The sequence below is a fragment of the Flavobacterium flevense genome (assembly GCF_900142775.1).
Taxonomy (GTDB): domain Bacteria; phylum Bacteroidota; class Bacteroidia; order Flavobacteriales; family Flavobacteriaceae; genus Flavobacterium; species Flavobacterium flevense.
Genome location: NZ_FRCC01000014.1, coordinates 37,605 through 62,658, shown reverse-complemented (window position 1 = coordinate 62,658; position 25,054 = coordinate 37,605). Strand labels below are relative to the sequence as shown.

The window sequence follows — 25,054 nt, the reverse complement described above, 5'->3', positions numbered from 1 at the left end:
CATGAAAAAAGTAGTAAGTAAAAGTTTGTTATTGGTTTTAATAACATTGTTTTATAGTTCACTAATTGCACAAGATAAAGAGGGGCAACTAAAAGAAATAAAAAGCCACAACAAGGCAGTTTATTTAATGCAAGATGTTTGGATGCGTGATCCTTATATTGAACTAGCTCCAGATGGCTTTTATTATTTAACTTGTACCAGACAAGGTAGTGATTTGGATTTGAAAGCACCAAAAGGAGGTATAGAAATTTTTAAAAGTAGTGATTTAGTATCATGGGAATCATTAGGAGTGGTCTGGAATACAACTCAATCTTCTTGGGGTAAAGAAATGGAAAAAAGAGCCGTTTCATCAGAAAACAAACATAATGTTAAAGAGGCGATGGTGTGGGCACCCGAAATTCATTTTGTTAATGGGAAATGGGTAGTTGTTTATACATCCAATCAAGGCCAGTCTAATTTGATGGTTTCAAAAGGAGAAAAATTAGTAAGCCCTTTTGATGAACCTTTTAGTTTTAATTTTGGTAAGCACCATGATCCTGCGATTTTTATGGATGGCAAAACCCCTTGGTTGATTGATAAATGTGCCGAAATTATTCAGCTAAAAGAAGATTTTAGCGGATTTGTAGGAGAATCGATTAAGATAGATCCTTCCAACAGAAAAATGGGTCATGAAGGTTGTTATATTGTTAGGGTCAAAAACAAGTATATCCTTTTTGGAACTGCTTGGAGTACAGATACAATGCGTCACGGCACCTATAATTTGTATTACGCTACAGCCGATAAAGTAACAGGACCTTACAATGAAAGGAAATTTGCTGGTCGTTTTTTAGGACATGGAACGCCATTTAAGGATAAAAACGGCAATTGGTGGTGCACGGCATTTTATAATGCAAATAAACCCGCCCTATCTGGAGAAGAAGCTCAAAAATGGATTTGAGTGATACCGCTTATACTATAAAAAAGCAAGGACTTACCCTGGTTCCTATTGATTTTAAGATGGTAAACGGAGATGTAAAAGTGATAGTGAAGGATGCAAATTATGCTCATCCTGGAAAAGAAGAAGTTCAAAAATTTTAATATGATGATAAAAAATAGCTTGATAGTATTGACTTCCATATTTACAATTGGAAGTTTTAGTCAAAGTTCAAATCAGAACCGTACAATTGAAAAAAATAGTAAACCCAATATTGTTTTTATTTTATCTGATGATTTGAGTTTTAGAGACGTTAGTGCCTATGGTCAAAAAAATTATAAGACTCCTCATATCGATAAGTTGTGTATGACCTCTACGCGGTTTACACAAGCCTATGCAGCTGCGCCTGAATGTGCTCCCTCTAGAGGTTCTTTTCTTTCTGGAAAACACGTAGGCCATGGTCCAATTCGATTGAATAGCAGTGCCCGTGGTTTCGAAAACCTACCTCAAGACACCTATACTTTAGCCAAAATGCTACAGGAATCGGGTTATAAAACGGGGGTTGTGGGCAAATGGGGGTTAGGCTATAAAGAGGATTCTGGAAATCCATTAAAGCAAGGATTTGACTACCATTATGGTTTTTTAACTCATTATGAGTCTCACTCTTATTTTCCTTTAGTATTGTATGAGAATAATAAAGAAATTTATTTTCCTCAAAATAAAGGAATGAACATTGAGCCTTTGTATGAGAAAGATCGAGGCAATCCGTCTCATATAGATTTCGAGAAATATTACAATCAAAATGGTAAATTGGTTTATATGGATATGTCCAAAGCAGCTTATACTCCCAACTTATTTGATGACAAAGCAGCCGAATTTATTCAGAAAAACAAAAAAGCGCCTTTCTTTCTTTGGTTTACGACCAATTTGCCACATGGACCAACGATTGTGGATGATTTCCGACAGTTGAAAGACAGAAAAGATATGGATATTCAATCTCGAGAATGGGGAGCCATGGTACAACGATTGGATATTTCAGTGGGTAAATTGATTGATAGACTAAAAGAAGAAGGTGTTTACGATAATACCATTATAGTTTTTGCTTCTGATAATGGGTATTCAATGCATAATCCTTCAAAATCAAAGAATTTTGAGTCGAATGATGGAAGACTTGTATGGGAAGACGATCCCTATTTGCATAATAAAGGATCTTTTACAGGTGGTAAATTCAGTGGGTTAGAGGGAGGAATGCGAATCCCTTTCTTTATTCATTTACCAAAACAAGATACGCCCAATGTGATTAGTGAGCCTGTATGGCTAGTTGATTTGTTTCCAACTTTTGCTTCTGTCGCCCAAGCAAAACCTGTTGAAGGGATCGATGGGTTTAACTTAATTCCACTTTTGAATGGAGATAGAAATGCAATTCCAAAGGATCGATTTATGTATTTTACCCGAAAAGATGAACAGGCTGTTCGACAAGGGCCTTGGTTTGCATACCGTTCGCATCCAAATAAAGAAGTAGAACTGTATCTTATTGAAGAAGATCAATTGATAAACACGAATCTAGCCGATCAATATGCTGAAAAGACTGCTTCTATGAAAAAGATTATGGAAACCGAACAACAGCCAAGTGAATGGTACTGGAATCCAGGTGATACCCAACAAATGTTTAATGATAAAATAAAAAAAGCAAAAGAAACAGGTCAGCTGATTAAAAATTATAGACCTAATAATATCGAATTAATGCCATGGGAAAAACAAAAATAAAAATTTTTAAAATGAATAAATTAAATTTTAAAACGATTATTAGCAGTGTTATATTCATTTCGATGTTGGTGGGATGTAAGGAATCGCATTCGCAAACAACCAATAATAACAAAGATTATTTTAGCTATCAAAATCCAATAAAGAATGGAATAGATCCCAAAGGATTAAGAGATTGTCAAGTATTTCGCGATGGAGATTCGTGGTATATGACAGGTACATCCTATCCTCATTGGGGCAGGCAAGAAACAAAAGGTGAATTGAATAAAGGGGTGGCTTTGTATAAATCCAAAGATTTAAACAATTGGGAGTTTATAAAATACATTGTTAAAGCAGGAGATAAAAATAAATGGTACCATCGTAGATTTTGGGCGCCAGAAATTCAAAAAGTAAAAGGGAAATATTATGCCTTATTCAATTGTAATAATGACGAGTTAGGATTCCCTGGGCAGCATCCAGGTTATGCCGTGTCCGATCATATTGAAGGGCCATACAAGATTGTTACTGAGAAAAAACCGCTATGTGATGGAAATGATTTAACTTTTTTTGAAGATAAGGATGGAAAAGTTTGGGCTTTTTGGAATAGAGGAAGAGAATTCGGTATTGGTTTTGCGCAAATTGATTTGGCAACAGGAACTTTTTTGACAGAGCCTAAAAGTGCCATCAAACCAAGCCCCGTTGATTATGATTACGATAAAAATGGTGAAGTGCTAAAAGTACCAGGATATGATGGAAGACTAATTCCTAAAGTAAAAAAATATCATGATTGGGACGCCATTGGTATTGAGGGTGCTTATGTAATCGAGAATAACGGAACTTATTATTTATTTTATTCCAGTTGGACACGAGGTTATGAAATCGGGTATGCCACTGCTACAAATATTCAAGGTCCTTGGGTCAAGAATGAAAGAAACCCCTTTTATGGAGCTCAGAGCAAACAAGCTTGCAAAAAAAATGGATTTGAATATACAGGAGATCCTAAAAACCCTTTTAACCAAGTGGGGCATAATGCAATTTTTAAAGGTCCTGATGGAAGATACTGGTTGTCTTGTCACGGAATTATTCCTTCTAAGAATGATGAAAAACCTTTTTTAGTAATTGATCCTATTTGGTTTGATGAACAGGGTAGAGTACAATCAAATGGACCAACATATACAGAACAAAAGGTTATATTGAATAAATAATTAATTTCTCTTAAATGAAAACAATTCATAATACATTAGGTTGCTTTTTACTGCTTTTTGTGAGTTTTAACTCTAATGCCCAAAAGAAACAAAAAGACGCATCAGATGATTTAAAAAAATACAATGTATTGTTTATTGCAGTCGATGATTTAAATGATTGGGTAGGTTTTTTGGATGGAAATCCACAAACACTTACTCCCAATATGGATCGATTAGCAAAACAGAGTATGGTCTTTGATCGAGCCTATTGCACAGCTTCTGTATGTAATCCTTCCAGAGCTGCAATAATGTCTGGATTGAAACCATCCTCAACAAAGATTTATGGTAATGCAGACAAACCATTTAATAGTCCGGTTTTTAAAAGCACCCAGATGATTCCCCAGTACTTTGCAGTCAATGGTTATGAAACCTTTTCCAGAGGAAAAATATACCATACACCGGCAACTGGTAAAGAGACATGGAACAATTGGGAAAACGTGAGTGGTAATTATGGTCATGCTAAAAAAGTAGAAGGTTTTATGTCTAATGGAATTCCTAAAGGAGAGATGGATAATAATATGGACTGGTATGCTACCACCCAAAAAACAGAAGATACTCCAGATTACCTAAATGCTAAATGGGCAGCAGAAAAATTGGCAGGGGATTTTGACAAACCTTTCTTCATGGCTTGTGGAATCTTTAGACCTCATTTAGAATGGAATGTTCCAAAAGAATTTTACGATAAATTTCCATTAGATAAAATTGTACTTCCATCGGTATTGGAAACCGATTTAGAGGATGTTGGAGATAATGCCAAACCAAGTAAAGATTATATAGCCATAAAAAAATATGGTAAACAAAAAGAAGCCGTACAAGCTTATTTGGCAAGTATCAATTATGCTGACTATTGTATTGGTCAAATGTTGGATGCTTTGGAAAAAAGTAAGTATAAAGACAACACTATTGTTGTATTATGGGGAGATCACGGTTGGCATTTAGGAGAAAAATTGCGTTATAAAAAATTCACATTATGGGAAGAAGCTTGCAGGGTTCCATTAATCATTAAAGCTCCAAATGTCACCAAAGCAGGGAGTAGAACCGAAAGGACTGTTAATTTATTAGATTTATATCCAACATTGGTAGAACTTACAGGTTTACCAAAAAACAGCAAGAACGAAGGTAATAGTCTTTTGCCATTATTAAAAAATCCTAAGTTAGATTGGGATCATCCTTCATTAACTCAAATGGGTGAGGGGAGAAATACGATTCGTACAGAAAAATGGCGATACATTAGATACAATGATAATTCAGAAGAATTATACAATCACGAAAATGATGCTTTAGAATGGGTTAATCTAGCCAATAAACCCGAATATGCAAACGTAAAAGCGGAGATGTCTAAAAAGATGGATGCTATTTTAAAAAAATAAGAAAAAATGAAAATGATGAAATATAGTCTCCTAGTCTGCATTCTTTTTTTGAGTAATTCCTATTCTCAATCTGTTTTAGAATTTCAAAAACAGTACAGTGGGAAATGTACTTGGAAAGCAGATTCAGGAGTATTAAAATTAGAAACTTCAGGTGCAATAAATTTTACAGAAAAAGGTGTTAAAGGTTTTCTTTGGGATGTTCCTGAGGAGGTGAAAAAAATAATAATTAATGCTAATACTACTGTAAATGGAGGTTTTCATACTAAAGGAAATTGCACTATTTCTGGTGAAAACAGAAAAACTTCAGTAGTTTATGGAACTGAAACACAAAGTTGGCCGCAAAAAAATAACATTAAAGCATTCGAAATTAGTTCGTTTGAAGCCCATGGAGGCACAATGACCTTACAAAATATGACGAGCTTAAACCCGAGATCATTTCATGTACGTGGTTTAGGAGCTGTAATTCATTTAAAGGATTCTGATTTTATAGATACACGTGGGGGTAGCGGAAATCATAGTGATGGTATCGCTGCAGGAGACGGTTCGACGGTTGATAATTGCTATTTTGAAACAGGTGATGATGTGATAAAAGTGTATAATGATATCACGGTAACCAATACAACTATTAACATGGTACAAAATGCAGTACCTATTCAGTTAGGTTGGGGGGATTATCCAGATGGAGCGGTAGGAACTTTCAAGAATTTGATAATTATTGGAAATAGTGGTAGAGGGAATCCAGGCGGAAGTAATGCCATAATTAATGGTCGAACTGGTAAATATACGGTAACGATCAATATTGATGGACTTAGCATTGATAATCCTACGGCCTCGATGGTTAATTTATTTGACGATAAAAACGATGGTAATTTTGAAAAGACATTGAAGGGAACATTGAAAAATGTAAACATTAAAAATATAAAGAGATATTCAACCCAATTAAAAGGGAACGATCAACTTAAAATATTTGATACGAAAGGAAAAGAAATCTCAAAAGATTTTTAAATTAAAAAAAAATGAAACAAATTTATTCAAAAATAATAATGACATCGTTAGTCTTATTGTTATCTCTTACAACTTACAGTCAAACCAAAAAAGAAGCAGTAGCAGCAAAACCCAATATTTTATTTATTGCCATTGACGATATGAACAACTGGACAAGCGCTATGGGAGGCGCTGCCAAAACGCCAAATATGGAGAGATTGGCAAAGGCAGGAAAGTTATTTACCAATGCCTATTGCGTGGTGCCGGCTTGTAATCCATCAAGAGTAGCTATTATGACTGGGGTTCGTCCTGAAACAAACGGACAATATACCAATCCGGGGAATTTTAGAGACTTACCGGGAAATGCCAATAGAATAACATTACCGATCTATTTGCAACAGAATGGTTACGAAGCTGTTGCTGCGGGTAAGGTGTTTCATAACGGAAGAGGAAAAGGCACGGAACCCGATCCCCAATCTGATCCCCAGTCGTGGAATTACCAATTCCCTAATGATGTTGGGACTAAAGGACATCAGTTGTATTTAGACAAAAACAATCAAGCCAAATGGTTGGAAGGTGCAATGTATAAAGAAGGAATGAATATAAATAAACCAGATTACTTGAGCAAGTTTGGAGTTTGGGGAGTAACACCAGAAAAAAAAGAAGAAACTTCAGATTGGAAAAATGCGGAATTTGCATCTAACTATTTAGGAGAAAAACACGATAAACCGTTCTTTTTAGCGGTGGGACTTTTTAGACCTCATTCCCCTCAAATTGCTCCACAAGAGTTTTTTGACATGTATCCTTTAGAAAGTGTAAAAATTCCAGAATTGCCTGCCGACGATCAAGATGATTTACCTGAAGTTGCCAAAACTAATTTCTCGTCAAATTTTGTGAGATTAGTAAAGGAAAAGGGGCAGTTGCAAAAAGCAACCCAAGCCTATCTAGCTTCCATGAGTTTTGCTGATGCCTGTATTGGAAAGATTTTGGAAGGTGTCGAAAAGGGTCCCAATAAAGACAATACCATCATTGTATTATGGACAGATCATGGATGGCAATTAGCCCAAAAAGAAAGATGGGAAAAGTTTAGTTTATGGAAACAAGCGACTAATTCCCCTTTGATTATTAAATACCCTAATATGAAAAATCGTGGTTTAAGCACCAATCAAGCCGTTTCTTTATTGGATCTATTTCCAACAGTACTTGATTTAAGCGGAATTGCAAAACCTGATTTTTTAGAAGGGACTTCCTTGGTGCCTATATTAACTGATGCAAATTATATAAGAAAAGAACCTGCAATCACTACTTATGAAAAAGGAAATATAAGTGTTGAGAAAGGGGATTGGAACTTTATTCAATACATTGATGGTTCTGAGGAGTTGTACAATCATGCCACAGATCCAAAAGAGTTTAAAAATGTCATTAATATAAAAGAAAATCAGGCTATAATAAAAGAATTAAGAGCCTATGTCGCTCATCTTAAAAAGGAAAAAAGATAATGAGAAAAATATTCTATACAATGCTTTTAGCGTTTGCGGCTTTAAGTTTGACAGCCCAAAAAGCCAGTACTGCAACGAAGCCAAATATTATTGTAATTTTTACAGATGATCAAGGCTATCAAGACCTAGGTTGTTATGGTTCTCCAAAAATTAAGACGCCCCAGCTTGATAAAATGGCAAAGGAAGGAATTCGTTTTACCAATTTTTATGTGACAAATTCTGTTTGTAGCGCCTCCAGAGCTTCCCTATTGACTGGAAGATATTCTTTTCATAATGGAGTGGGAGGTGTGTATTTTCCGGATGCTAAAGGTATGGAGAGTTCAGAAATTACCATTGCAGAGGTGGTAAAGTCAGCAGGCTATAAAACGGCTTGTTTTGGTAAATGGCATTTGGGTGATTTCAAAGAAAATTTGCCAACTAGTCAAGGTTTTGACACCTATTATGGTATTCCGTACAGTAACGACATGTACATAGGAGTAAAACAAGAATTTGCCCAAAATGTGGTGTTTAATGAGGGGTATACTTTAGAAAAAGCAAAACAAGATCAATTATTGGTTAAAACAAGCAGTCGGGAAAAACTAAAAGAGCTTGGAATAAAAGAACAATGTCCTCTCTTTGAAAATGACAAAATTATTGAATATCCCTGCAACCAATCTACCCTTACAGAGCGTTATTTTAATAAAGCAAAAGATTTTATTGATCAAAGTAAAGGGAATCCATTTTTTATGTACATCACTCCAGCAATGCCTCATGTGCCTTTATTTGCATCTGAAAAATTCAAAGGAACCAGTGAACGAGGTTTGTATGGTGATACTGTTGAAGAAATTGATTACTATGTTGGGAATTTAATGCAATATTTAAAGTCAAAAGGATTAGAAAAAAATACCTTAATTATTTTTGCTTCCGACAATGGTCCTTGGTTGGGATACAAAGATTTGGCAGGAAGTGCATTGCCATTTCGAGATGGTAAGTTTACCAATTATGAAGGTGGCGTAAGAGTGCCCTGCATTATGTATTGGCCAGGAAAAATTAAATCAGGTAAAGTTAGTAATGCTATCGTTTCCACTTTAGATTTTTTACCCACTATTGCTCATTATACAGGAGTAAAACTTCCTAATGTTCCTTTAGATGGAATGAATATTTCTAATCTCATAGAAGTTAAAGGGAGCTTGAACAGGGATTATATGTTATATACAAAAGGCACTGAAATTTATGGCATTCGCAAAGGAGATTGGAAATATTTACCACACGGTGGAAGTCGAAATGCTGATGAAAAAACTACTCCAGAGCTTTTTAATTTAAAGGAAGACATTGCTGAAACAACAAATTTATTTGGGAAGCATCCTGCAATTGTAAAAAGACTTTCAGAAGAAATTTTAAAGTTCAAATAGATCAAATAGGGCATAATCAAAAAACATTTACTTAGCTTCAAATTGGATGAAATTAAAGTAATTGTTGACCGATTAATATGAATAAAAAAAGGTTGTGGTAAAATCCACAACCTTTTTTTGCTAGACATGACTTATTTGTTTATGGGCAGGTTGATGGTTTGATTATTTGAGAATCAGCAGGAACAACACCTATTCCGTATCTAATATTACTTGGATTTGTCCATGCACAATTTCCACCTATTTGCTCAATAGTGCCATCTTTTATAATTGCATCAGGATTTTCCCCAGAGATTCTTCCAAAAGTATAAAAAGGGGATCTCTTAACCGGTTTAGAAGGATTAGCTTTCCAAATACAGTTGGTAAACTTTACTTTAGCAAGTTCTGCACCTTCATTTTTCTTTTGAGACCATCCAACAATTCCATGCGCATAGTTATCAGTACCTACATAATTATCAATAAAAGTACAATTTATTGCCTCTGTTATTCCTGTACCAATATCAGAAACTTTTTGCCCCCAGCTTACCATAAAGATTGCTCCATTTTTATTATGATATATAGTTGAATTCGAAATTTTGGTTACTTCACCTACGTACAATACATCATCATAAGTATCAATAAATGCTTGATCAACAATAGCTCCTTTGGCAAAATGGAATCCATCTGTAGAATGCGTTTCTCTATTTTCAATAATTTTAACCTCAGATATGGTTGCGTTGCTGAAACCTGTCAAATGAAAATTGGCAGGATTTCTACTTTGTAATTTTGAAATACTAATAGTTCCATTACCATCATGTCTTATAGAGCATAAACTTCTATCGCCTTTTGTATAGGGCGTTCGAGAGCCATCTATAATTGAATTATCACGATTGTCTCCAGTTACGATGAAGTTTGTTTTTTTTATGACAATATTACCATATAAAGTCACATTAGCATTAATCTTTATTTCAGTTAATGGACTATTAGCGGGTATTACTAATGTTGGATTCCAAAGGCTACCATCAGCTGTTCCAATTTTTCCTGTTTGCGTAAAAGTTAAAATAGTGCCCGAAATTGTAGAAGTAGCATTGGGTAAACTAGGCGTATTAATTAACTTACCACTGAGAGATGTTTTAATTTCATTTTCAGATTGGGATTGCGGTTCGGCAATTTGGCTTTCAACTGAATTTACTAATTCTTCACTACAGCTCATGAACACAAGTAGAAATGTTAAAGCTAAAAATTTCATTTTTTTCATTTTGATTAAATTAATTGGTTAATGCTTAATATAAAGCATTTCAAAAATATAAGAAGCTTGAATTTAAGCTTTGTTTGTTTATTCCTTTATTTAGCTAATTTGTATAATAGAATATGATAAAGTCAAATGAAAAATTTGCGGTAAAGAAAATATAATCAGAATTTGATATTAGTTTTTATTTACTATTGGTTTTGTAATGAGTCAGAATTTTGAAATTAAACACATTTGAGTCATGTAGTTTTATGTTAAGTTTAATTATTTGAGGTTATTTAGTCAATAATCTATGGTTTTATTCAAAGAAAAACAAAAAAGCTATTTTTTCGTTGATTTAAACCAACAAAGTTTTTGTGATAAGGCTAATTTTATTTAAAAAATAATTTAGACTAAAATTAATAATGTGGAATTTGTTAAAAATATTAGTAATTGTGATTTTTGGTTGCATAACTATGAATCCAATGGTAATTATAGCACAAAAAACAGGGGTCGTAAAATATCCTCTAGATACGATGCTAAATTATGTAACTAAAATCACCACTTTTGGAGAACGATGCGATTGGTCTTTAGATGGAAAAAGAATAGTTTTTTTAGAGAAAACTTTTGGTGATGTTTTTGAAATTGAAGTAGCCACAGGAAAATTAACGCCCTTAACGCATCATTTTTTTCACGAGGGTTTTGTTAGGGCTCTTTATCTTTCAAATGGAGATATATTATTATCGGGGTCAAAAACTTTTGATGCCTATGACCCCTGGAAAAGTAGGAGTCCGGAAAAGGCTGAACTTTGGGTATTGAAAAGAGATTTGTCAGGACCACCAACACCATTAGGTGTATTTTGTAAGGAAGGTCCAGCGGTTTCAAGAAAACAAATGAAAATTGCTTGGACGGTTGATGATATTTATGTTGCTGATATTGTTTATGAAAATGGCACTCCCATGTTGAAGCAAATAGAAACACTTGTACAATCAAAAGACTTACCAAAAGAAGTTGAAAACTGGCATTTAGAAACCCAAAATTTCAGACCTCCTTATGATAATGAATTGATTTTTAATGCACATTTTCCTGCTGTAGAATATGAAGCTGAAGTGATGGGGATTGATTTAAAAACAAGAAAAATTGTCAATTATTCACAACGTCCTGATCGATATGATGAGCCAGAAGGGATTTTTCCAGATGGGAAGAACATTTTAGTAGAAAGCACCCGCCATTATCCAAAGCGCGACGAAGGACGAACCACTTGGGATTATATTGATATTTACAAATTAGCATTGGATGGTTCCGCTAAAATAGAACGTATAACCTATTTCAATAAAGATAAAAAATATAAAGCTACCAATCCTGTTGTGAGTGATGACGGAAGGTATATGGCTTTTCAATATTCATTAGTTGGTGAAACTACAGGCATTGGTCACGGAATTGTTATTTGGGATTTTGTTAAAGAACAAGAATACATTCGGTCAAAAATCAAGAATAAGTCAAAAGAATAAAATCTATTTTATGTATAAGAATATCCTAATTTTCTTTTTAATTTTCTTAAAGGGTTTTTATTCCGTTGCTCAGTCCGATAATCTAAGCAACTACAGATGGACAACGATTGATACAAAAGGTAAAGTTACGGCTCGTCACGAAAGTTCGATGGTTGAATATAAAGAGAAGTTTTACTTAATTGGAGGAAGAGGGATGAATCCTGTCGATGTATTTAATCCTAAAACGAACACTTGGGAAGAAAAATCTAAACCACCATTAGAAATTCACCATTTCCAGGCAGTCATTTATAAAGATGCCATTTATCTTATTGGTATGACAGGTAGATATCCTAATGAAGAGCCTCTTAATAACATTTGGCTCTATTATCCAGAAAAAGATAAATGGGAAAAAGGAGCAGAAATACCTCAATTCATAAAAAGGGGTGGAGCAGGAGCAGTAGTGTATCAAGATAAAATATACTTGGTATGTGGTATTGATTTAGGTCATACGAGTGGGACCAATAATAATTTTAATAGTTACAACTTAATTACTGGAGAATGGGAAACTTTGACCAAAGCACCCCATATTCGAGATCATTTTTCTACAATTGTGGTTGATGATAATATGTATTGTATTGGCGGAAGAAACACTAGTTTTCATTTACCGGATAACTTTGGAGCTTTCTTTGATCAAACGATGCCCTATATTGATGTCTATAATTTTAAAGAAAATAAGTGGCATACGATGAAGGAGGAATTACCCTATCCTACTGCCGCTGGTGGTTTGGTATATTTTCAAAATAAGATTATCTATTTTGGAGGAGAAGGGTTTCTAAAACAAGCATACAATACAACCCAATGTTTAGATTTATCTTCAGGAAAATGGTCGCAATTAGCATCGCTAAATACGGGTAGGCATAGTGGAGGAACTGTGGTTCATAATAATAAAATATATGTTGCTGCGGGAAGTCCTGTAAAAGGTGGAGCAAATTTAAATTCAATGGAAGTATTTTCATTGGACAATAATTGGATTTCGCTTTTTAATGGTAAAAATTTAGAGGGTTGGGAAGTTAAAAATTCAGAAAAGGATAATGGAAAAATATTCTGGACAGTTGATAATGGTGCTATTTTATATAACTCTTTGAAAATTAAAGACAACAACCATTTTTGGTTACAAAATAAAGTGGAATACGGTGATTTTGAATTGCGTTTAAAGTTTAAAACTTCTAGAGAAAATATAGGAAATAGCGGAGTTCAAGTTCGAAGTCGTTTTGATGAGACGGCCAAAGAAAACATAAACGGAACAATAATTCAAGGGTGGATGGACGGACCTCAAGTTGACATTAGCCCAAATGAGTACTGGAAAACAGGGTATATATATGATGAAACTAGAGAATATAAACATTGGATAAATCCTGTAACAATAGATTGGAAATTAACCAAAAAAGATGTAGAACCCAAGAAAACTAGTAATTATTTTGAAGACGAAGGTTTGGGGTGGAACGATTTAACAATTATATGTAAAGGTATGAATATTAAAACCGTCGTGAATAATGTTATTGTTTCAGATTATGATGGTTCAGGTGTTTTAGACGATAAAGAACATAAAAAACACCGTGTTGGGCAAACAGGATTCATAGCTTTACAAGGCCATATGAATTCAGAAAACAAAATATGGTTCAAGGATATTGAAATTAGAGAATTAAAAAAATAAAATAAAAATAAAAAAAATGAAAAATACGTGCATCTTTTTTTTGTGCTTGATTACGGCAGTTTCTTTTGGACAATCAGCCCCCGAAAATTATAAAAACCCAATCTTATCTGGTTTTTACCCAGATCCTTCAATTTGTCGAGTAGGCGACGATTATTATATGGTCAATTCTAGTTTTGAATGGTTCCCTGGTATGCCAATTCATCATAGTAAAGATTTAGTGAATTGGGAATTAATAGGATATGGTTTATCTAGACCAAATCAGGTTGAATTACCAGTAGGCTTAAAAGATTCCAGAGGTATTTATGCAGTTACCATTAGACATCATGAAGGTTTGTTTTATTTAATTACTACTTGTGTAAATTGTAAAAATAATTTTTATGTTACCGCTACTAATCCAGCTGGTCCTTGGTCTGACCCTGTATGGTTGAATTCAAGAGGTATTGATCCGTCACTTTTTTGGGACGAAGATGGGAAATGTTATTACACAGGTCATGCCAACATTACTGGTGTAAACGATTGGCCAGAGAAAAATGGTGCTTGGATTCAGGAATTGGATACCAAACAAGGCAAATTAATTGGAGAGCCAAAGCAAATTACACATGGTCACGCCAAAAATGCCCGTTGGACAGAAGGACCTCATTTATATAAAAAAGACGGTAAATATTTATTGTTAGTTGCCGAAGGAGGAACAGGTTTTCAGCATTCGGTTACCTTGCATCATAGCGATAATGTTTGGGGACCATACATCCCTTATCACTCCAATCCGGTGATGTCTCATAGACAGTTGGGACAAGATTTTCCTATACATTCTGTTGGGCATGCTGATTTAATTCAGACCCAAAATAACGAATGGTGGGCGGTTATGTTGGGAAAAAGAAAGAATGAAAACTTTTCGTTATTGGCCAGAGAAACTTTTTTAACACCGGTGAAATTTGAAAATGAAGAAAGCTATCCTATTCCTGTATTCAATCCTGGAGTTGGCCATTTGTCATTCGAACAAAAAAGACCTAATCTGCCTTGGACACCATTAAAAAAAGCGCTAGAAAAAGACGAGTTTGATTCCAAAGATTTAGCTTTAGAATGGAACTTTTTGAGAACACCCTACACCAAATGGTATGCATTAGAAAAAGGAAATTTAAACGTACAACTGCGACCTGAAATTTTAGATAGTTTAGTAAATCCATCTTATGTCGCTAGACGAATTCAACATCATAAATTTGAAGCTTCGACGCATCTTGTATTTGATGCCAAAAGTGCAAAAGAGCAAGCCGGAATCGCCGTTTATCGCAATAGTACCAACCATATTCAGTTAGTTAAAGAAAAAAATGATTTGGTCTTGTTTGCAACCAAAAAAGGAAAACGAACAGAAACGGCTAGAATCCCTTTTAGCGGAAAAGAAGTATTTCTAAAAATTGAAGGAGATAATATTAGAGCCACTTTTAGTTACGCAACCTCTGAAGGAAACTATACAACAATTGGCGGAGTTCAGGATTTAGCGATTGTATCAGACGAAGTTGCAGGTGGTTTTAGTGGTCCTTATGTAGGGATATATGCCACAAGCAATGGAGAAAAGTCAAAGAATATTGCAAGTTTTAAATGGTTTGATTATAAAAATTTGAATAAAGAGAATGAATAAAACTTTAAGTGCATTTTTTTTAAGTCTGTTTTTTGTAAGCACTACTGTCGTAGCACAAAAACCAAAGGTTTGGATATATACGGATATGTCCGATAATACAATTCCTGGAAATAATCACATGAAAACAGTAAACGATCCCGATGATATTTCCGGAATGGCTGGCTATTTACTAATGGCCAATAGGTTTGATACCAAAGGGATTGTAGTAACAAGTACACATAGATCGGAACACAAAAACTCTGGAAACCAAGCCGATTGGGCCAATGATTTTTTTGGCAAAGCCTATAAAAAGGATGTTGTTAATTTGAATAAAAATTTTGGAGGTTATCCCAAAAATATTGAGTTTATACAATCTTGTATTAAGGAATCTGCCGAAAAATACAATTCAAGTACAGTGTATAATTCTTTAGAAAAGTATAAAACGGTTGCCTTGTTGAAAGATGAGGTGGAAAAGAGTACCGAAATTACCAATGTGTTGTGTTGGGGATCTTTGACAGAGCCAGCCATTTTGGTCAATTATTGTATCGCAAACCAAAGGTTCGATTTGCTTAAAAAATTGCGTTTCATAGCCCATTGGACAAACTCTTCGCTACATCAGGGAACTCCTGCAGATCCAGCAAAAGTAGCCAATTGTAATGAAGATAGGTCGGCCTGCGAATTTTTGAAAGAACAGGCTTTAAATGGGAGCATCGCTTTTTACGAGTGTGGCGCTATTGGTCAACATGGCATTGTTTCTGGAAGTCCAAAAGGGCTTGAGTATTATAATCAATTTAAGAAAAGCAACCTTGGAAAAATATTTTCAGAAGGGAAGTTTGTCCAAGATGCTGTAGACCACTCTGATGCTGCAACCTATTGGGTTTTATTAGGGAATTGGGGTGTTAGTTTGAAAGATATAGCTAGTAATGGAACTAATTTGCCTGAAGTGGAAAAGAAAAATGAAGAGCAGTTCTTCAAGTTCTCCAAAAGCATTCATGAGGAACTGTTACGTCGTTCTAAAGCTGCTGAAAACTAGACTTTGTTGCGCTGTTTTTATAAGTAATTCTTATTTGTTTTAAATGGAAATAGCGCACTAGAGTCACTATACCAATCCAAAAAATTTCGAAACCATTTCATCCAAATTACCAATCCATTTTTCGGTAAAGCAATGAAGGTTAGTTTTTTATTTACATAATTCACAATTAAAAATATGCAAAAACCTATTAAAAATCTATTTCTGTTTCTATCGATCGCTTTTAGCGTTATCAGTAACAGTCAAACGAATAAGATCAAAAACAATGTTTTTGATGCTAGCGCTATATCAAAAAATGGTATTGAAATTTTAAACGGATATTCGGCTGTACCTAACAATGGAGTACTGGGCAATTATTCCGTTACACTGCCAGAATATGAATCGGTTGTATATATTAGTACTATCGGACGCGAAAAAATATTAGATGGAATGAACCGCGTTTTCTCCTGGGCAGCCAAGGATTTAAAAACCATAGTGACTAAAGACTTTAACCCAGATACCAAAGCAGGGGGTGAGCCGTCACGAAATGGTTTACTGGCTTTGTTTAAGCTCAAAAATGATGAATTCCTGTTGTTACAAGGAGTTACCAGTCCAAAGGCTATGTCTTATTTTGTAATTGCTGACGATGGAAAATTAAGTATCAATCTGGCAACCTTTGGTATTGATGCTGTTTCGGGCGATATTCCATTGATTACTTATGCTCGTGGTAAGAATGTGTACGATGTTTTTCAAAAGGCTTGGAAAAATGCCATTTACACCGAAGCACTTAAGGGGCGTACAGCGATGCGTTATGAAAAAGAATATCCTGAAATATTTAAATACCTTGGATGGTGCAGTTGGGAACAATATCATACTAAAGTTTCAAGCGATCTTATGGTAGATGCCATGCAAAAAATTGAAAAAAGCCCTTTGCCAATACGTTGGGTATTGTTGGATAATGGTCATGAACATAGCTATAAATCCGCAGATGGAATGAATAGCAGCCGCATGCTTTCATTAAAGGGAAGTCCAGAAACTTTTCCAAACGGCTTTAAACCAATGATGGATGCAAAGACAGAAAAAATTAAATGGACAGGAATATGGCACACTATGAATGCTCACTGGCAAGGATTACACCCCGAACATGAGATTCACGAATTAGATCCATATTTAGTAAAAATTAGTAAAAGTGGTGGCTTTGATGTTATGATGCCGAAAGGCGATTATGAGTCTTCTCAAAAGTTTTACAATACTTTAATTGGTTCAGCTAAAAAAGATGGTTTCGATTTTGTAAAGATTGATAACCAGAATAGGCAAATTGCATTTTACCAAGGCATGTCTAATCCTGTAGCAATTGTATCTCAACATGCACAATCGCTTGAAAGTGCTGCACTAGAACATTCAGACGGTTTAATGAATTGTTTTTGTCTGGATATGTTAAGTCTGATGAATACAAAATACAGTGCTACTTCCCGCGTAAGTGTGGACTACTTATTGAATAATGAAGCAAAAGCAAAATCGCACCTTTTACAGTCCTACCAAAACACACTTTGGATGGGACAAGCCGTTTGGCCTGATCACGATATGTTCCACTCGAGCGACAAGTTTTGCGGACAAATGATGGCCGTTAGTAAAGCCATGTCTGGTGCACCCATTTATTTGTCTGATGCCCCGGTTGATTTTCAAGAAAAATTAGTATTGCCATTGAGTTATTCTGATGGAGAATTGTTACGCCCCCTGGCACCTGCCGTTCCTTTACCAGAATCCGTTATGCTATCGGCTTTAACAACACCGCAGGCATACCGGGTAGTAGCACCTTTACAACATGGTGCAGCGGCATTCGTAGCCTACAACCTTATGCATCCCGCACCAGCAGATAAAGTTACAAGTGCTTTCAGGGTAAAAGATTATGAAGCAGCTGGAGAATTTATTCAGCCTAAGGCAGAATCTTGGAAAGCACCAAAAGAAGGATTGGTCTTTTACGATTGGTACGAGCAAAAAGGAGGAAAATTAGAAAACGAATACAAGTTTGACTTAATTGGCTTTGCTGATAAATTGGTTCAATTATCTCCCATAAAAAACGGTTGGTCTGTTATTGGAAATCCTAATAAGTATTTGTCTGCAAGTACAGTTAAATCAATTGAGTACTCTGATAAGAAATTGAAAATTGTAATGATAGAATCGGGCGAATTGGTTGTTTATAACCCATCGCCGATAAGCTGCTCTTCAGCCAAAAAAATCGAAAATATGGGTAACGGTTTATGGAAGCTCTATTTGCCTGAGGCTCAGAAAAACTTTGAGGTTGTTATTACTTTAAAAGACTAACTTATTACAAAAAGGCAATAAAGAAATGTATAATCTTCCTGATTGTTTTTACAAGTAATAATGTACCTGTCACAAATAAAAATATGTAACTAAATAAAGATGAAAAAATTAGTATTAGTGTTGGTTTTTATGACGGCTCTAGCGCAAGCACAGAAACCAAAAGTTTGGATTTATTCTGATATGTCAGACAAAACAATTCAAGGAAAAGACCACGGAACAGCCAATGATCCTGATGATATTTCAGGAATGGCGGGTTATTTACTTATGGCCAATATGTTTGATACTAGAGGTATAGTAATTGCAAGCACACACAGGAGTGAGCATAAAACATCTGGAAACCAGGCGGATTGGGCAAATACTTTTTTTGGAGAAGCCTACAAAAAAGATGTTGTTCAATTGAATAAGAATATTGGTGGTTTTCCAAGCACGATTAACTTTGTTCAGTCTTGTATAAAAGAATCTGCTGAAAAGTACGATTCAACTAAAAAATATTCGATCCTTAAAAATTACAATACAGTTGAATTATTGTTGAAAGAAGCTGAAAAAAGTAACGATATTATTAATGTGTTGTGCTGGGGTTCTTTAACAGAACCTGCTATATTGGTTAATTATTGTTTGACGAATAAAAGGAATGATATTTTAGATAAATTAAGATTTATTGCCCATTGGACCAACTCCTCTTTGCATCAAGGTACAATTGAGCAGCCTTGGAAAGTGGCCAATTGTAATGAAGATCGAGCTGCTTGTGAGTATTTAAAAGAAAAAGCTTTAAAAGGTTTTATTACCTATTATGAATGCGGAGCAATTGGTCAACACGGGATTGTTTCGGGAAGTCAAAAAGGATTGGAATATTTCGATCAATTCAAAAAAAGCAATCTAGGAAAAATATTTACCGAAGGAAAATTTGTCCACAATTCAGTAGATCATTCAGACTCTGCTACCTTTTGGGTTTTATTAGGGAATTGGGGAGTTAGTTTGAATGATATTGCAAGTAATGGTACAAATTTTATCGAAGTAGAACAAAAAAATGAAAACCAATTTATGTTGTATTCAAAAATTATTCATAATGAATTGTTAAGGAGGTCAAATGCTGCGGTCTCAAAATAACAAATTAAAGATTATTGAGCTTTTTAAGGTCCTTTTGGGGGCTTTTTTTTTGGTTTAATTGTAAGTGATTGATTGTGAGTGTTTTGTTGTCGAAGTCTGATTATGGGATTTTGTTTGAAATAAGTTGATTAAAACAATTTCGCTAAAAAAAGGAATAATAAAGAGATAAGTTTTACTGGTAAAAATGGAAATTTGGATAATTAAATAACATAAAATTATGAAAAATCAATTTTCCCGCATTTTGCATTTTGAAATATTGTTTCATGTATTTACAAAATAGTTTTTTTACTATTAATAATACTTGATTTCAAGTAAAAATCACTTTGTCTTTTTTTTTTAAACAGATATAACTTTAAACTAAAACCAATTTATGAACTAAACCAAATTAAAAAATTATGAGTAAAAAAAAACCAAAATTATTAACCTAATTTCGTATAACCAGATTTTAAAATTTATTGAAATGAGTAAACAAATAGAATATTTTAATTTTCTCAAATGTAAGAAGACATTACCAACAATAATTTTGTTCTTTATGTTTTCTGTTTTTCACGGTCAGACTTTAAAAGTTAGTGGAAAAGTAATTGATGATACGGGGTTTCCATTGCCAGGTGTATCAGTACTAATAGAAGGAACTAACAAAGGAACTAATACAGATTTTGAAGGGAATTATACAATTCCGGCAAATAATAATGATGTACTAATTTTTAGTTACATAGGCTTTACAACACAAAAAAATAAAGTTAGTGGTAAGGTACTAAATGTAAAAATGATTTCTGATGTAGCCAATTTGAAAGAAGTAATTGTAGTAGGGTATGGTACACAAAAAAAGGAAAGTGTTGTAGGAGCAATTGCTCAATTAGATGGTCAAGAATTAACTAAAAGGGGTAATTTAACTAATTTAACAGATGCTTTGAGTGGTTCTATGCCTGGAGTAAATGTTTTAAGTAGTTCTGGAATACCCGGAGGAGCTATTGATGGAAATTATAATGAATCTCAAATTTTAATTAGAGGAAGGTCAACATGGAATAATGCATCTCCTCTTGTTTTAGTTGATGGTGTTGAAAGAACAATGAATGATATTGATCCAAATGATGTTAAAACAGTAACAGTATTAAAAGATGCTTCAGCTACTTCAATATTTGGAGTAAAAGGAGGAAACGGAGTAATTTTGATTACAACTAAAAGAGGATTAAAAGGAGATGCACAATTTAAAGTAGATGCAAATATATCTTTCAAGTCAGTGTCTAAAATTCCTCGCGTTTTAGAAGGTTATACTAGTACGGTTGCTAAAAACAGAGCTATTGTAAATGGTTTATCTGTTATGCCTGTAACTTGGGGAGACTTTACATCAGATGAAGAATTAGAATATTTAAGAAGTAATCAGTATCCAGATGCTTATGCCAATAGGGACTGGGCCAATAGTATGTTAGAAGATTATGCTTTATCAAAAAAAATAAATGCGAGTGTTTCTGGAGGAAATGATTTTGTTAAATATTTTGGTTCATTAGGTTTCGTTACAGATGGAGACATTTTAAAAACTGAAAATGTCGGTCAAGGGTATGATCCGGACTTTAAATATGATCGTTTTAATTTTAGAACAAATTTAGATTTTACACTTACCAAATCAACAAAACTGGAAGTGGGACTTAATGGCTATTATGGAGAGCAATCCAGATCAGGGGCTTCAGTCTTTGGTTTTTGGTATGGTATTTATTCTAAACCTTGGACTACACCAGTTTTGCAATATGAAGATGGTATTTACGGTCAAGGTATTGATTATGAGCGTTTTGGTCAAAATGGGTTTGTTGATTTAAATTTTAGTGGAGTAGATGTTACTAATAGAGGAGAAATTAATACCAATTTTAAATTAACTCAGGATTTAGATGTAATAACAAAAGGTTTAAAAGTATCAGGAGAATTGGCATTTGATAATTTTTACAGTTCTTTAGGGAATGGTATTTCTGATGATGGAGTTTTGATGAAATATGTAGATCCAATTTATTATACTTTAAATGATCCAAATGCAAATATCGAAGACTATACGTCTTATTTTTTTCCAAATTCATTTACAACTTCTACAAATGGATTTGAGTTTAAAGATTTGCCTATTGTTTATGAAAATTCTCGCATAGATAATGGATCTGCTAGATCAGTTAGAAGTAGATTGATGTATCGATTAACTTTAAATTATAGTAGGAAATTTGGAGTTCATGATGTTTCAGCTTTAGGATTATTTAGTAGGGATAACACAAAAAATTATTCTGTTAATGGTTGGCCTTCAAAACGAGAAGACTGGTCAGGTAGATTGGCATATGGTTATGATCAGCGTTATAATATTGAATTAAATGGTTCTTATAACGGGACAGAAAAATTTGGGCCAGGATATAAATTTGCTTTTTTTCCATCTGTTGGATTAGGATGGACAGTGTCTAATGAAAAGTTTTTTGAAAAAGTAAAAAAATACATTAACAATTTAAAATTTAGATATTCTGATGGTATTGTTGGAAATGACAATGCAAATAATATTGGTCAATGGCCTTATTTTACTTCCTATGTTTCAGGTGGAACTAACGGGGTCAATGGTAATGCTCTTAATAATAGTTCTTTTGGAGATGGTCCTTTGTATGGCGGACCACTAATTTATGGCGAAGGAACTATTGGAAATCCTTCATTGCGTTGGGAAACTGCACGAAAACAAAATTTAGGAATTGAAGTAGGTGCTTTTGATAACGCATTAACCATGACCTTAGATCTATTTAAAGAGCATCGTGAAGATATTTTAGTTACAGCTAATCAACGAAATGTTCCAGATTATTTTGGAGCTCCTGCTCCAACAGCAAATATTGGTATTACTGAGAACAAAGGGTATGAGTTTGTAGCCAATTATAAAAATAACATTAACAATTTTAATTACTGGGCTTCTCTTAATTTCACTTTTGTAAAAGATAAAATCATTCAAAAAGAGGATTCTCAATTATTGCCAGATTATCAAAAAGAAGCTGGTTTTCAAATTGGTCAAAATAAAAGTAATGTTTCAACAGGAATTATTAATAGTTGGGATGAAATGTATACAGGTGTTGTTGGTGTTAATAATGCTACATTATTACCAGGCGATTACCGTTTGTTAGATTATAATGCTGATGGATTTGTTGATTTTAAAGATGTTGTTCCTTATGGTTATCCAAACAGGCCTCAGGCTACTTATGGCTTTGCTTTAGGAGGAGATTATAAAGGATTTTCATTGAGTTTTAATTTTTATGGTCAGTATAACATAACTCAAACAGTAGCTTTAGATGAGTTTGCGTTTAATGCTCCTGCTATTTATCAAGATCAGTTAAGAGATACTTGGACTCCTGAATACAACAATAGTAATCCAATTTATAGATCATTAAATTATGGAGGAAGAGCTGCTAGTACGGGAAATTATACAAAAAAAGATGGTTCTATGTTTCGATTGAAAACTGCCGAATTAGGGTATGATTTACCAAAAGGAATGATTAAAAAAGTAGGCCTATCTGCATTGCGACTTTTTGTTAATGGTAACAATCTCCTTTTATGGACTGATTTACCTGTTGATATCGAAGGTCAGGATTTTAACTATAGAAACTATCCTGTAACTAAACAAATCAATTTAGGGCTTTCAGCAACATTTTAATTAAAAAAATTATAGAAATGAAAAATATTAAATTTTTTTTATCGGTATTTATAATCTCCTTGATTACATCAAGTTGTGAAGATTATTTAAATGTACCGCCAGAAGCTGCTATAACAGAAGACAAAGTTTTTAGTACTTACTTGTCTTTTCAAGGTTTTGAAGACCAGATGTACCAGTATATTGTGGATCCTAATTTATCTACTATTACTGTTGGTCATAATTTAACAGGAGAAACTATTGCAAAGCAAGGTTGGAATACATCTCAGGGAGCGTCAACAGGAAATTATTTGAATTTAACTTCTGGTGGTGGACGTTCTAATTTTAAATTTTTTGATGATGGTACTGGTGTTGAGAAAGGGATATGGGCTTATTCTTGGAAAGGAATCCGTCGTGCTAATATTGCATTACAAAAACTGAATTTACTAGTTAATGCAACTCAGCAGGAAAAAGATCAAATTGAAGGTCAAGCTTATTTTTTTAGAGCTTATTTTCATTTTGAATTATTGAGAGCTTACGGTTCAATTCCTTATATAAATACTGTTCTCTCTGCAGACGAACAATTAAAATTCCCTCGTTTTTATGAGTATAAAGGGAAGTATGATTATCAGGCATGTACTGAATTTATAGTTGAGGATTTACAAAAAGCTGCTGACTTACTTCCACCAAGTTGGAATAATACAAATACAGGCAGAGTTACCAAGGGAGCTTCATACGCATTGATGGCTAAAGCCTTGCTTTATGCTGGTAGTCCATTGATGAATGAAAATTCTAGAAATTCAGCAACGTATGATTCTGGTTATATGACTCGTGCAGCTGAAGCTGCTGGAGAAGTATTAAAAATGGTCGATACTAATATATATGATTTAGTAACTTTTGATAAGTATTTGGAAATGTTTGCAAAGACAGATGGTAATATTCCGTATAGTAAAGAAATAATTTTTCAAAAAGTAAGAACTGATGTAGGTGCTGGTGAAATCAATAATTTTGTAGGTAGGTTGTATACACCAAATTCAGGACTTTTTGGAGGTAATGCTATATGTGAAGCTGTTACACAAAACTTTGTTGATATTTTTGAAATGGCTGATGGGACTAAATATAAGCCGGGTACTCTAGCCCAAGGCGGGTACGATTATGATAATACAAAACGTTGGAATAATAGAGATCCTCGTTTTAGAAAAAGTATTTATGTTGATGGAGATATGGCAGGTATTCACGCTACAACCAGATTAGAAATGTTTAATGGAGGCTCAACGATGGCTGATGGAAATACATTAAGCCCTTATATTGTCCATAAGTTTTGGCCTGTTGGAGCAAATAAAAAGGATGCTCAATGGAATACTCTTAGAGTAATTACTCCATTAATTAGATTAGCTGATGTTTATTTGATTTATGCAGAGGCAGTATATAATTCATCTAATGATGTAAATTCAACAGCCACTAATTATAGTTTGACAGCTTTACAAGCAATTAATAAAGTAAGAGCTAGAGCAGGTGCATCAATAGTAACAGGTTTGAGTGTTTATGATAACAATTTTAATAATTTAGTTAAGTATGAGCGTGATGTTGAATTATGTTTTGAGGGACACAGATGGTATGATTTGAGAAGATGGAAAATTAAACCAGATGCTACTTTGTACAGAATGAGTTTTGATAAGAATTACACCACTTTTAATAGGGTAGTAATACAACCTTTTGTTTTCACAGACAGAAATTATTGGTTACCGTTCCCTATCAATTTGACTTATGCATATGAAGGATTTCCACAAAATCCAGGATGGTAATTTCACAAAA

At 34.0% G+C, this 25,054-nt stretch carries 17 protein-coding genes; 16 read left to right on the top strand and 1 reads right to left on the bottom strand.

The window, feature by feature from the left end:
* Window position 1 precedes the first annotated feature (1 nt).
* From BUB89_RS16630 to BUB89_RS16600, 8 genes are read left to right on the top strand one after another with little or no spacing between them, the layout of a single operon-like run.
* Complete coding sequence (locus tag BUB89_RS16630) at window positions 2–937, top strand: family 43 glycosylhydrolase (protein ID WP_073247138.1); 936 nt, start codon at window positions 2–4, stop codon at window positions 935–937.
* Window positions 928–1,077: a hypothetical protein gene (locus tag BUB89_RS18115; protein WP_159434591.1), complete on the top strand. Its 150-nt coding sequence runs from the start codon at window positions 928–930 to the stop codon at window positions 1,075–1,077. The genes BUB89_RS16630 and BUB89_RS18115 overlap by 10 nt, the downstream gene beginning before the upstream one ends.
* Before the next feature lies 1 nt (window position 1,078).
* The gene (locus tag BUB89_RS16625; protein ID WP_073247136.1) at window positions 1,079–2,680 is read left to right on the top strand and encodes a sulfatase-like hydrolase/transferase; all 1,602 of its coding nucleotides are present in this window, start codon (window positions 1,079–1,081) and stop codon (window positions 2,678–2,680) included.
* Window positions 2,681–2,691: 11 nt separating this feature from the next.
* Complete coding sequence (locus tag BUB89_RS16620) at window positions 2,692–3,861, top strand: glycoside hydrolase family 43 protein (RefSeq protein WP_159434590.1); 1,170 nt, start codon at window positions 2,692–2,694, stop codon at window positions 3,859–3,861.
* 14 nt (window positions 3,862–3,875) lie between these two features.
* Window positions 3,876–5,270 carry a sulfatase gene (locus BUB89_RS16615; protein WP_073247132.1) on the top strand — a complete coding sequence of 465 codons (1,395 nt, stop codon included), beginning with the start codon at window positions 3,876–3,878 and terminating at the stop codon, window positions 5,268–5,270.
* 6 nt (window positions 5,271–5,276) lie between these two features.
* Complete coding sequence (locus tag BUB89_RS16610; protein WP_141384495.1) at window positions 5,277–6,275, top strand: hypothetical protein; 999 nt, start codon at window positions 5,277–5,279, stop codon at window positions 6,273–6,275.
* An 11-nt stretch (window positions 6,276–6,286) separates the two neighbouring features.
* Entirely contained in the window at window positions 6,287–7,753 is a 1,467-nt protein-coding gene (locus BUB89_RS16605) for a sulfatase (protein ID WP_073247128.1), read from the top strand.
* Window positions 7,753–9,144, top strand: coding sequence for a sulfatase family protein (locus BUB89_RS16600; RefSeq protein ID WP_200806842.1), 1,392 nt, complete (start codon window positions 7,753–7,755; stop codon window positions 9,142–9,144). The genes BUB89_RS16605 and BUB89_RS16600 overlap by 1 nt, the downstream gene beginning before the upstream one ends.
* 139 nt (window positions 9,145–9,283) lie before the next feature.
* Here the strand turns inward: BUB89_RS16600 and BUB89_RS16595 are convergent, their stop codons facing one another.
* Complete coding sequence (locus BUB89_RS16595; protein ID WP_141384497.1) at window positions 9,284–10,369, bottom strand: hypothetical protein; 1,086 nt, start codon at window positions 10,367–10,369, stop codon at window positions 9,284–9,286.
* Window positions 10,370–10,833: 464 nt separating this feature from the next.
* Here BUB89_RS16595 and BUB89_RS16590 point away from each other — a divergent pair, with 464 nt between their 5' ends.
* The 8 genes from BUB89_RS16590 (at window position 10,834) to BUB89_RS16555 (ending at window position 25,044) form a co-directional block, all read left to right on the top strand.
* A complete protein-coding gene (locus BUB89_RS16590) occupies window positions 10,834–11,859 on the top strand; it encodes a TolB-like translocation protein (protein ID WP_159434589.1) in 1,026 nt (341 codons plus the stop codon).
* Between the two features lie 10 nt (window positions 11,860–11,869).
* The gene (locus BUB89_RS16585) at window positions 11,870–13,552 is read left to right on the top strand and encodes a Kelch repeat-containing protein (protein ID WP_141384501.1); all 1,683 of its coding nucleotides are present in this window, start codon (window positions 11,870–11,872) and stop codon (window positions 13,550–13,552) included.
* Between the two features lie 16 nt (window positions 13,553–13,568).
* Window positions 13,569–15,188: a glycoside hydrolase family 43 protein gene (locus BUB89_RS16580; RefSeq protein WP_073247120.1), complete on the top strand. Its 1,620-nt coding sequence runs from the start codon at window positions 13,569–13,571 to the stop codon at window positions 15,186–15,188.
* On the top strand, window positions 15,181–16,200 hold the full coding sequence (locus BUB89_RS16575) for a nucleoside hydrolase-like domain-containing protein (protein WP_073247118.1): 1,020 nt from the start codon (window positions 15,181–15,183) through the stop codon (window positions 16,198–16,200). Before BUB89_RS16580 ends, BUB89_RS16575 begins: the two co-directional genes overlap by 8 nt.
* 174 nt (window positions 16,201–16,374) lie before the next feature.
* Window positions 16,375–18,501 carry a Sip1-related alpha-galactosidase gene (locus BUB89_RS16570; protein ID WP_073247116.1) on the top strand — a complete coding sequence of 709 codons (2,127 nt, stop codon included), beginning with the start codon at window positions 16,375–16,377 and terminating at the stop codon, window positions 18,499–18,501.
* A 99-nt stretch (window positions 18,502–18,600) separates the two neighbouring features.
* The gene (locus tag BUB89_RS16565) at window positions 18,601–19,608 is read left to right on the top strand and encodes a nucleoside hydrolase-like domain-containing protein (protein WP_141384503.1); all 1,008 of its coding nucleotides are present in this window, start codon (window positions 18,601–18,603) and stop codon (window positions 19,606–19,608) included.
* Window positions 19,609–20,068: 460 nt separating this feature from the next.
* Window positions 20,069–23,263 (top strand): SusC/RagA family TonB-linked outer membrane protein, encoded by a 3,195-nt coding sequence (locus tag BUB89_RS16560; protein ID WP_083552917.1) that lies wholly within the window; start codon window positions 20,069–20,071, stop codon window positions 23,261–23,263.
* A 59-nt stretch (window positions 23,264–23,322) separates the two neighbouring features.
* Window positions 23,323–25,044: a RagB/SusD family nutrient uptake outer membrane protein gene (locus tag BUB89_RS16555; protein ID WP_159434588.1), complete on the top strand. Its 1,722-nt coding sequence runs from the start codon at window positions 23,323–23,325 to the stop codon at window positions 25,042–25,044.
* Window positions 25,045–25,054 lie beyond the last annotated feature (10 nt).

Coding starts and splice junctions, on each gene's coding strand:
- BUB89_RS18115 (WP_159434591.1), top strand. CDS start 928: ATGGATTTGAGTGATACCGCTTATACTATAAAAAAGCAAGGACTTACC.
- BUB89_RS16625 (WP_073247136.1), top strand. CDS start 1,079: ATGATGATAAAAAATAGCTTGATAGTATTGACTTCCATATTTACAATT.
- BUB89_RS16620 (WP_159434590.1), top strand. CDS start 2,692: ATGAATAAATTAAATTTTAAAACGATTATTAGCAGTGTTATATTCATT.
- BUB89_RS16615 (WP_073247132.1), top strand. CDS start 3,876: ATGAAAACAATTCATAATACATTAGGTTGCTTTTTACTGCTTTTTGTG.
- BUB89_RS16610 (WP_141384495.1), top strand. CDS start 5,277: ATGAAAATGATGAAATATAGTCTCCTAGTCTGCATTCTTTTTTTGAGT.
- BUB89_RS16600 (WP_200806842.1), top strand. CDS start 7,753: ATGAGAAAAATATTCTATACAATGCTTTTAGCGTTTGCGGCTTTAAGT.
- BUB89_RS16595 (WP_141384497.1), bottom strand. CDS start 10,369: ATGAAATTTTTAGCTTTAACATTTCTACTTGTGTTCATGAGCTGTAGT.
- BUB89_RS16580 (WP_073247120.1), top strand. CDS start 13,569: ATGAAAAATACGTGCATCTTTTTTTTGTGCTTGATTACGGCAGTTTCT.
- BUB89_RS16575 (WP_073247118.1), top strand. CDS start 15,181: ATGAATAAAACTTTAAGTGCATTTTTTTTAAGTCTGTTTTTTGTAAGC.
- BUB89_RS16565 (WP_141384503.1), top strand. CDS start 18,601: ATGAAAAAATTAGTATTAGTGTTGGTTTTTATGACGGCTCTAGCGCAA.
- BUB89_RS16570 (WP_073247116.1), top strand. CDS start 16,375: ATGCAAAAACCTATTAAAAATCTATTTCTGTTTCTATCGATCGCTTTT.
- BUB89_RS16630 (WP_073247138.1), top strand. CDS start 2: ATGAAAAAAGTAGTAAGTAAAAGTTTGTTATTGGTTTTAATAACATTG.
- BUB89_RS16605 (WP_073247128.1), top strand. CDS start 6,287: ATGAAACAAATTTATTCAAAAATAATAATGACATCGTTAGTCTTATTG.
- BUB89_RS16560 (WP_083552917.1), top strand. CDS start 20,069: ATGAGTAAACAAATAGAATATTTTAATTTTCTCAAATGTAAGAAGACA.
- BUB89_RS16585 (WP_141384501.1), top strand. CDS start 11,870: ATGTATAAGAATATCCTAATTTTCTTTTTAATTTTCTTAAAGGGTTTT.
- BUB89_RS16590 (WP_159434589.1), top strand. CDS start 10,834: ATGGTAATTATAGCACAAAAAACAGGGGTCGTAAAATATCCTCTAGAT.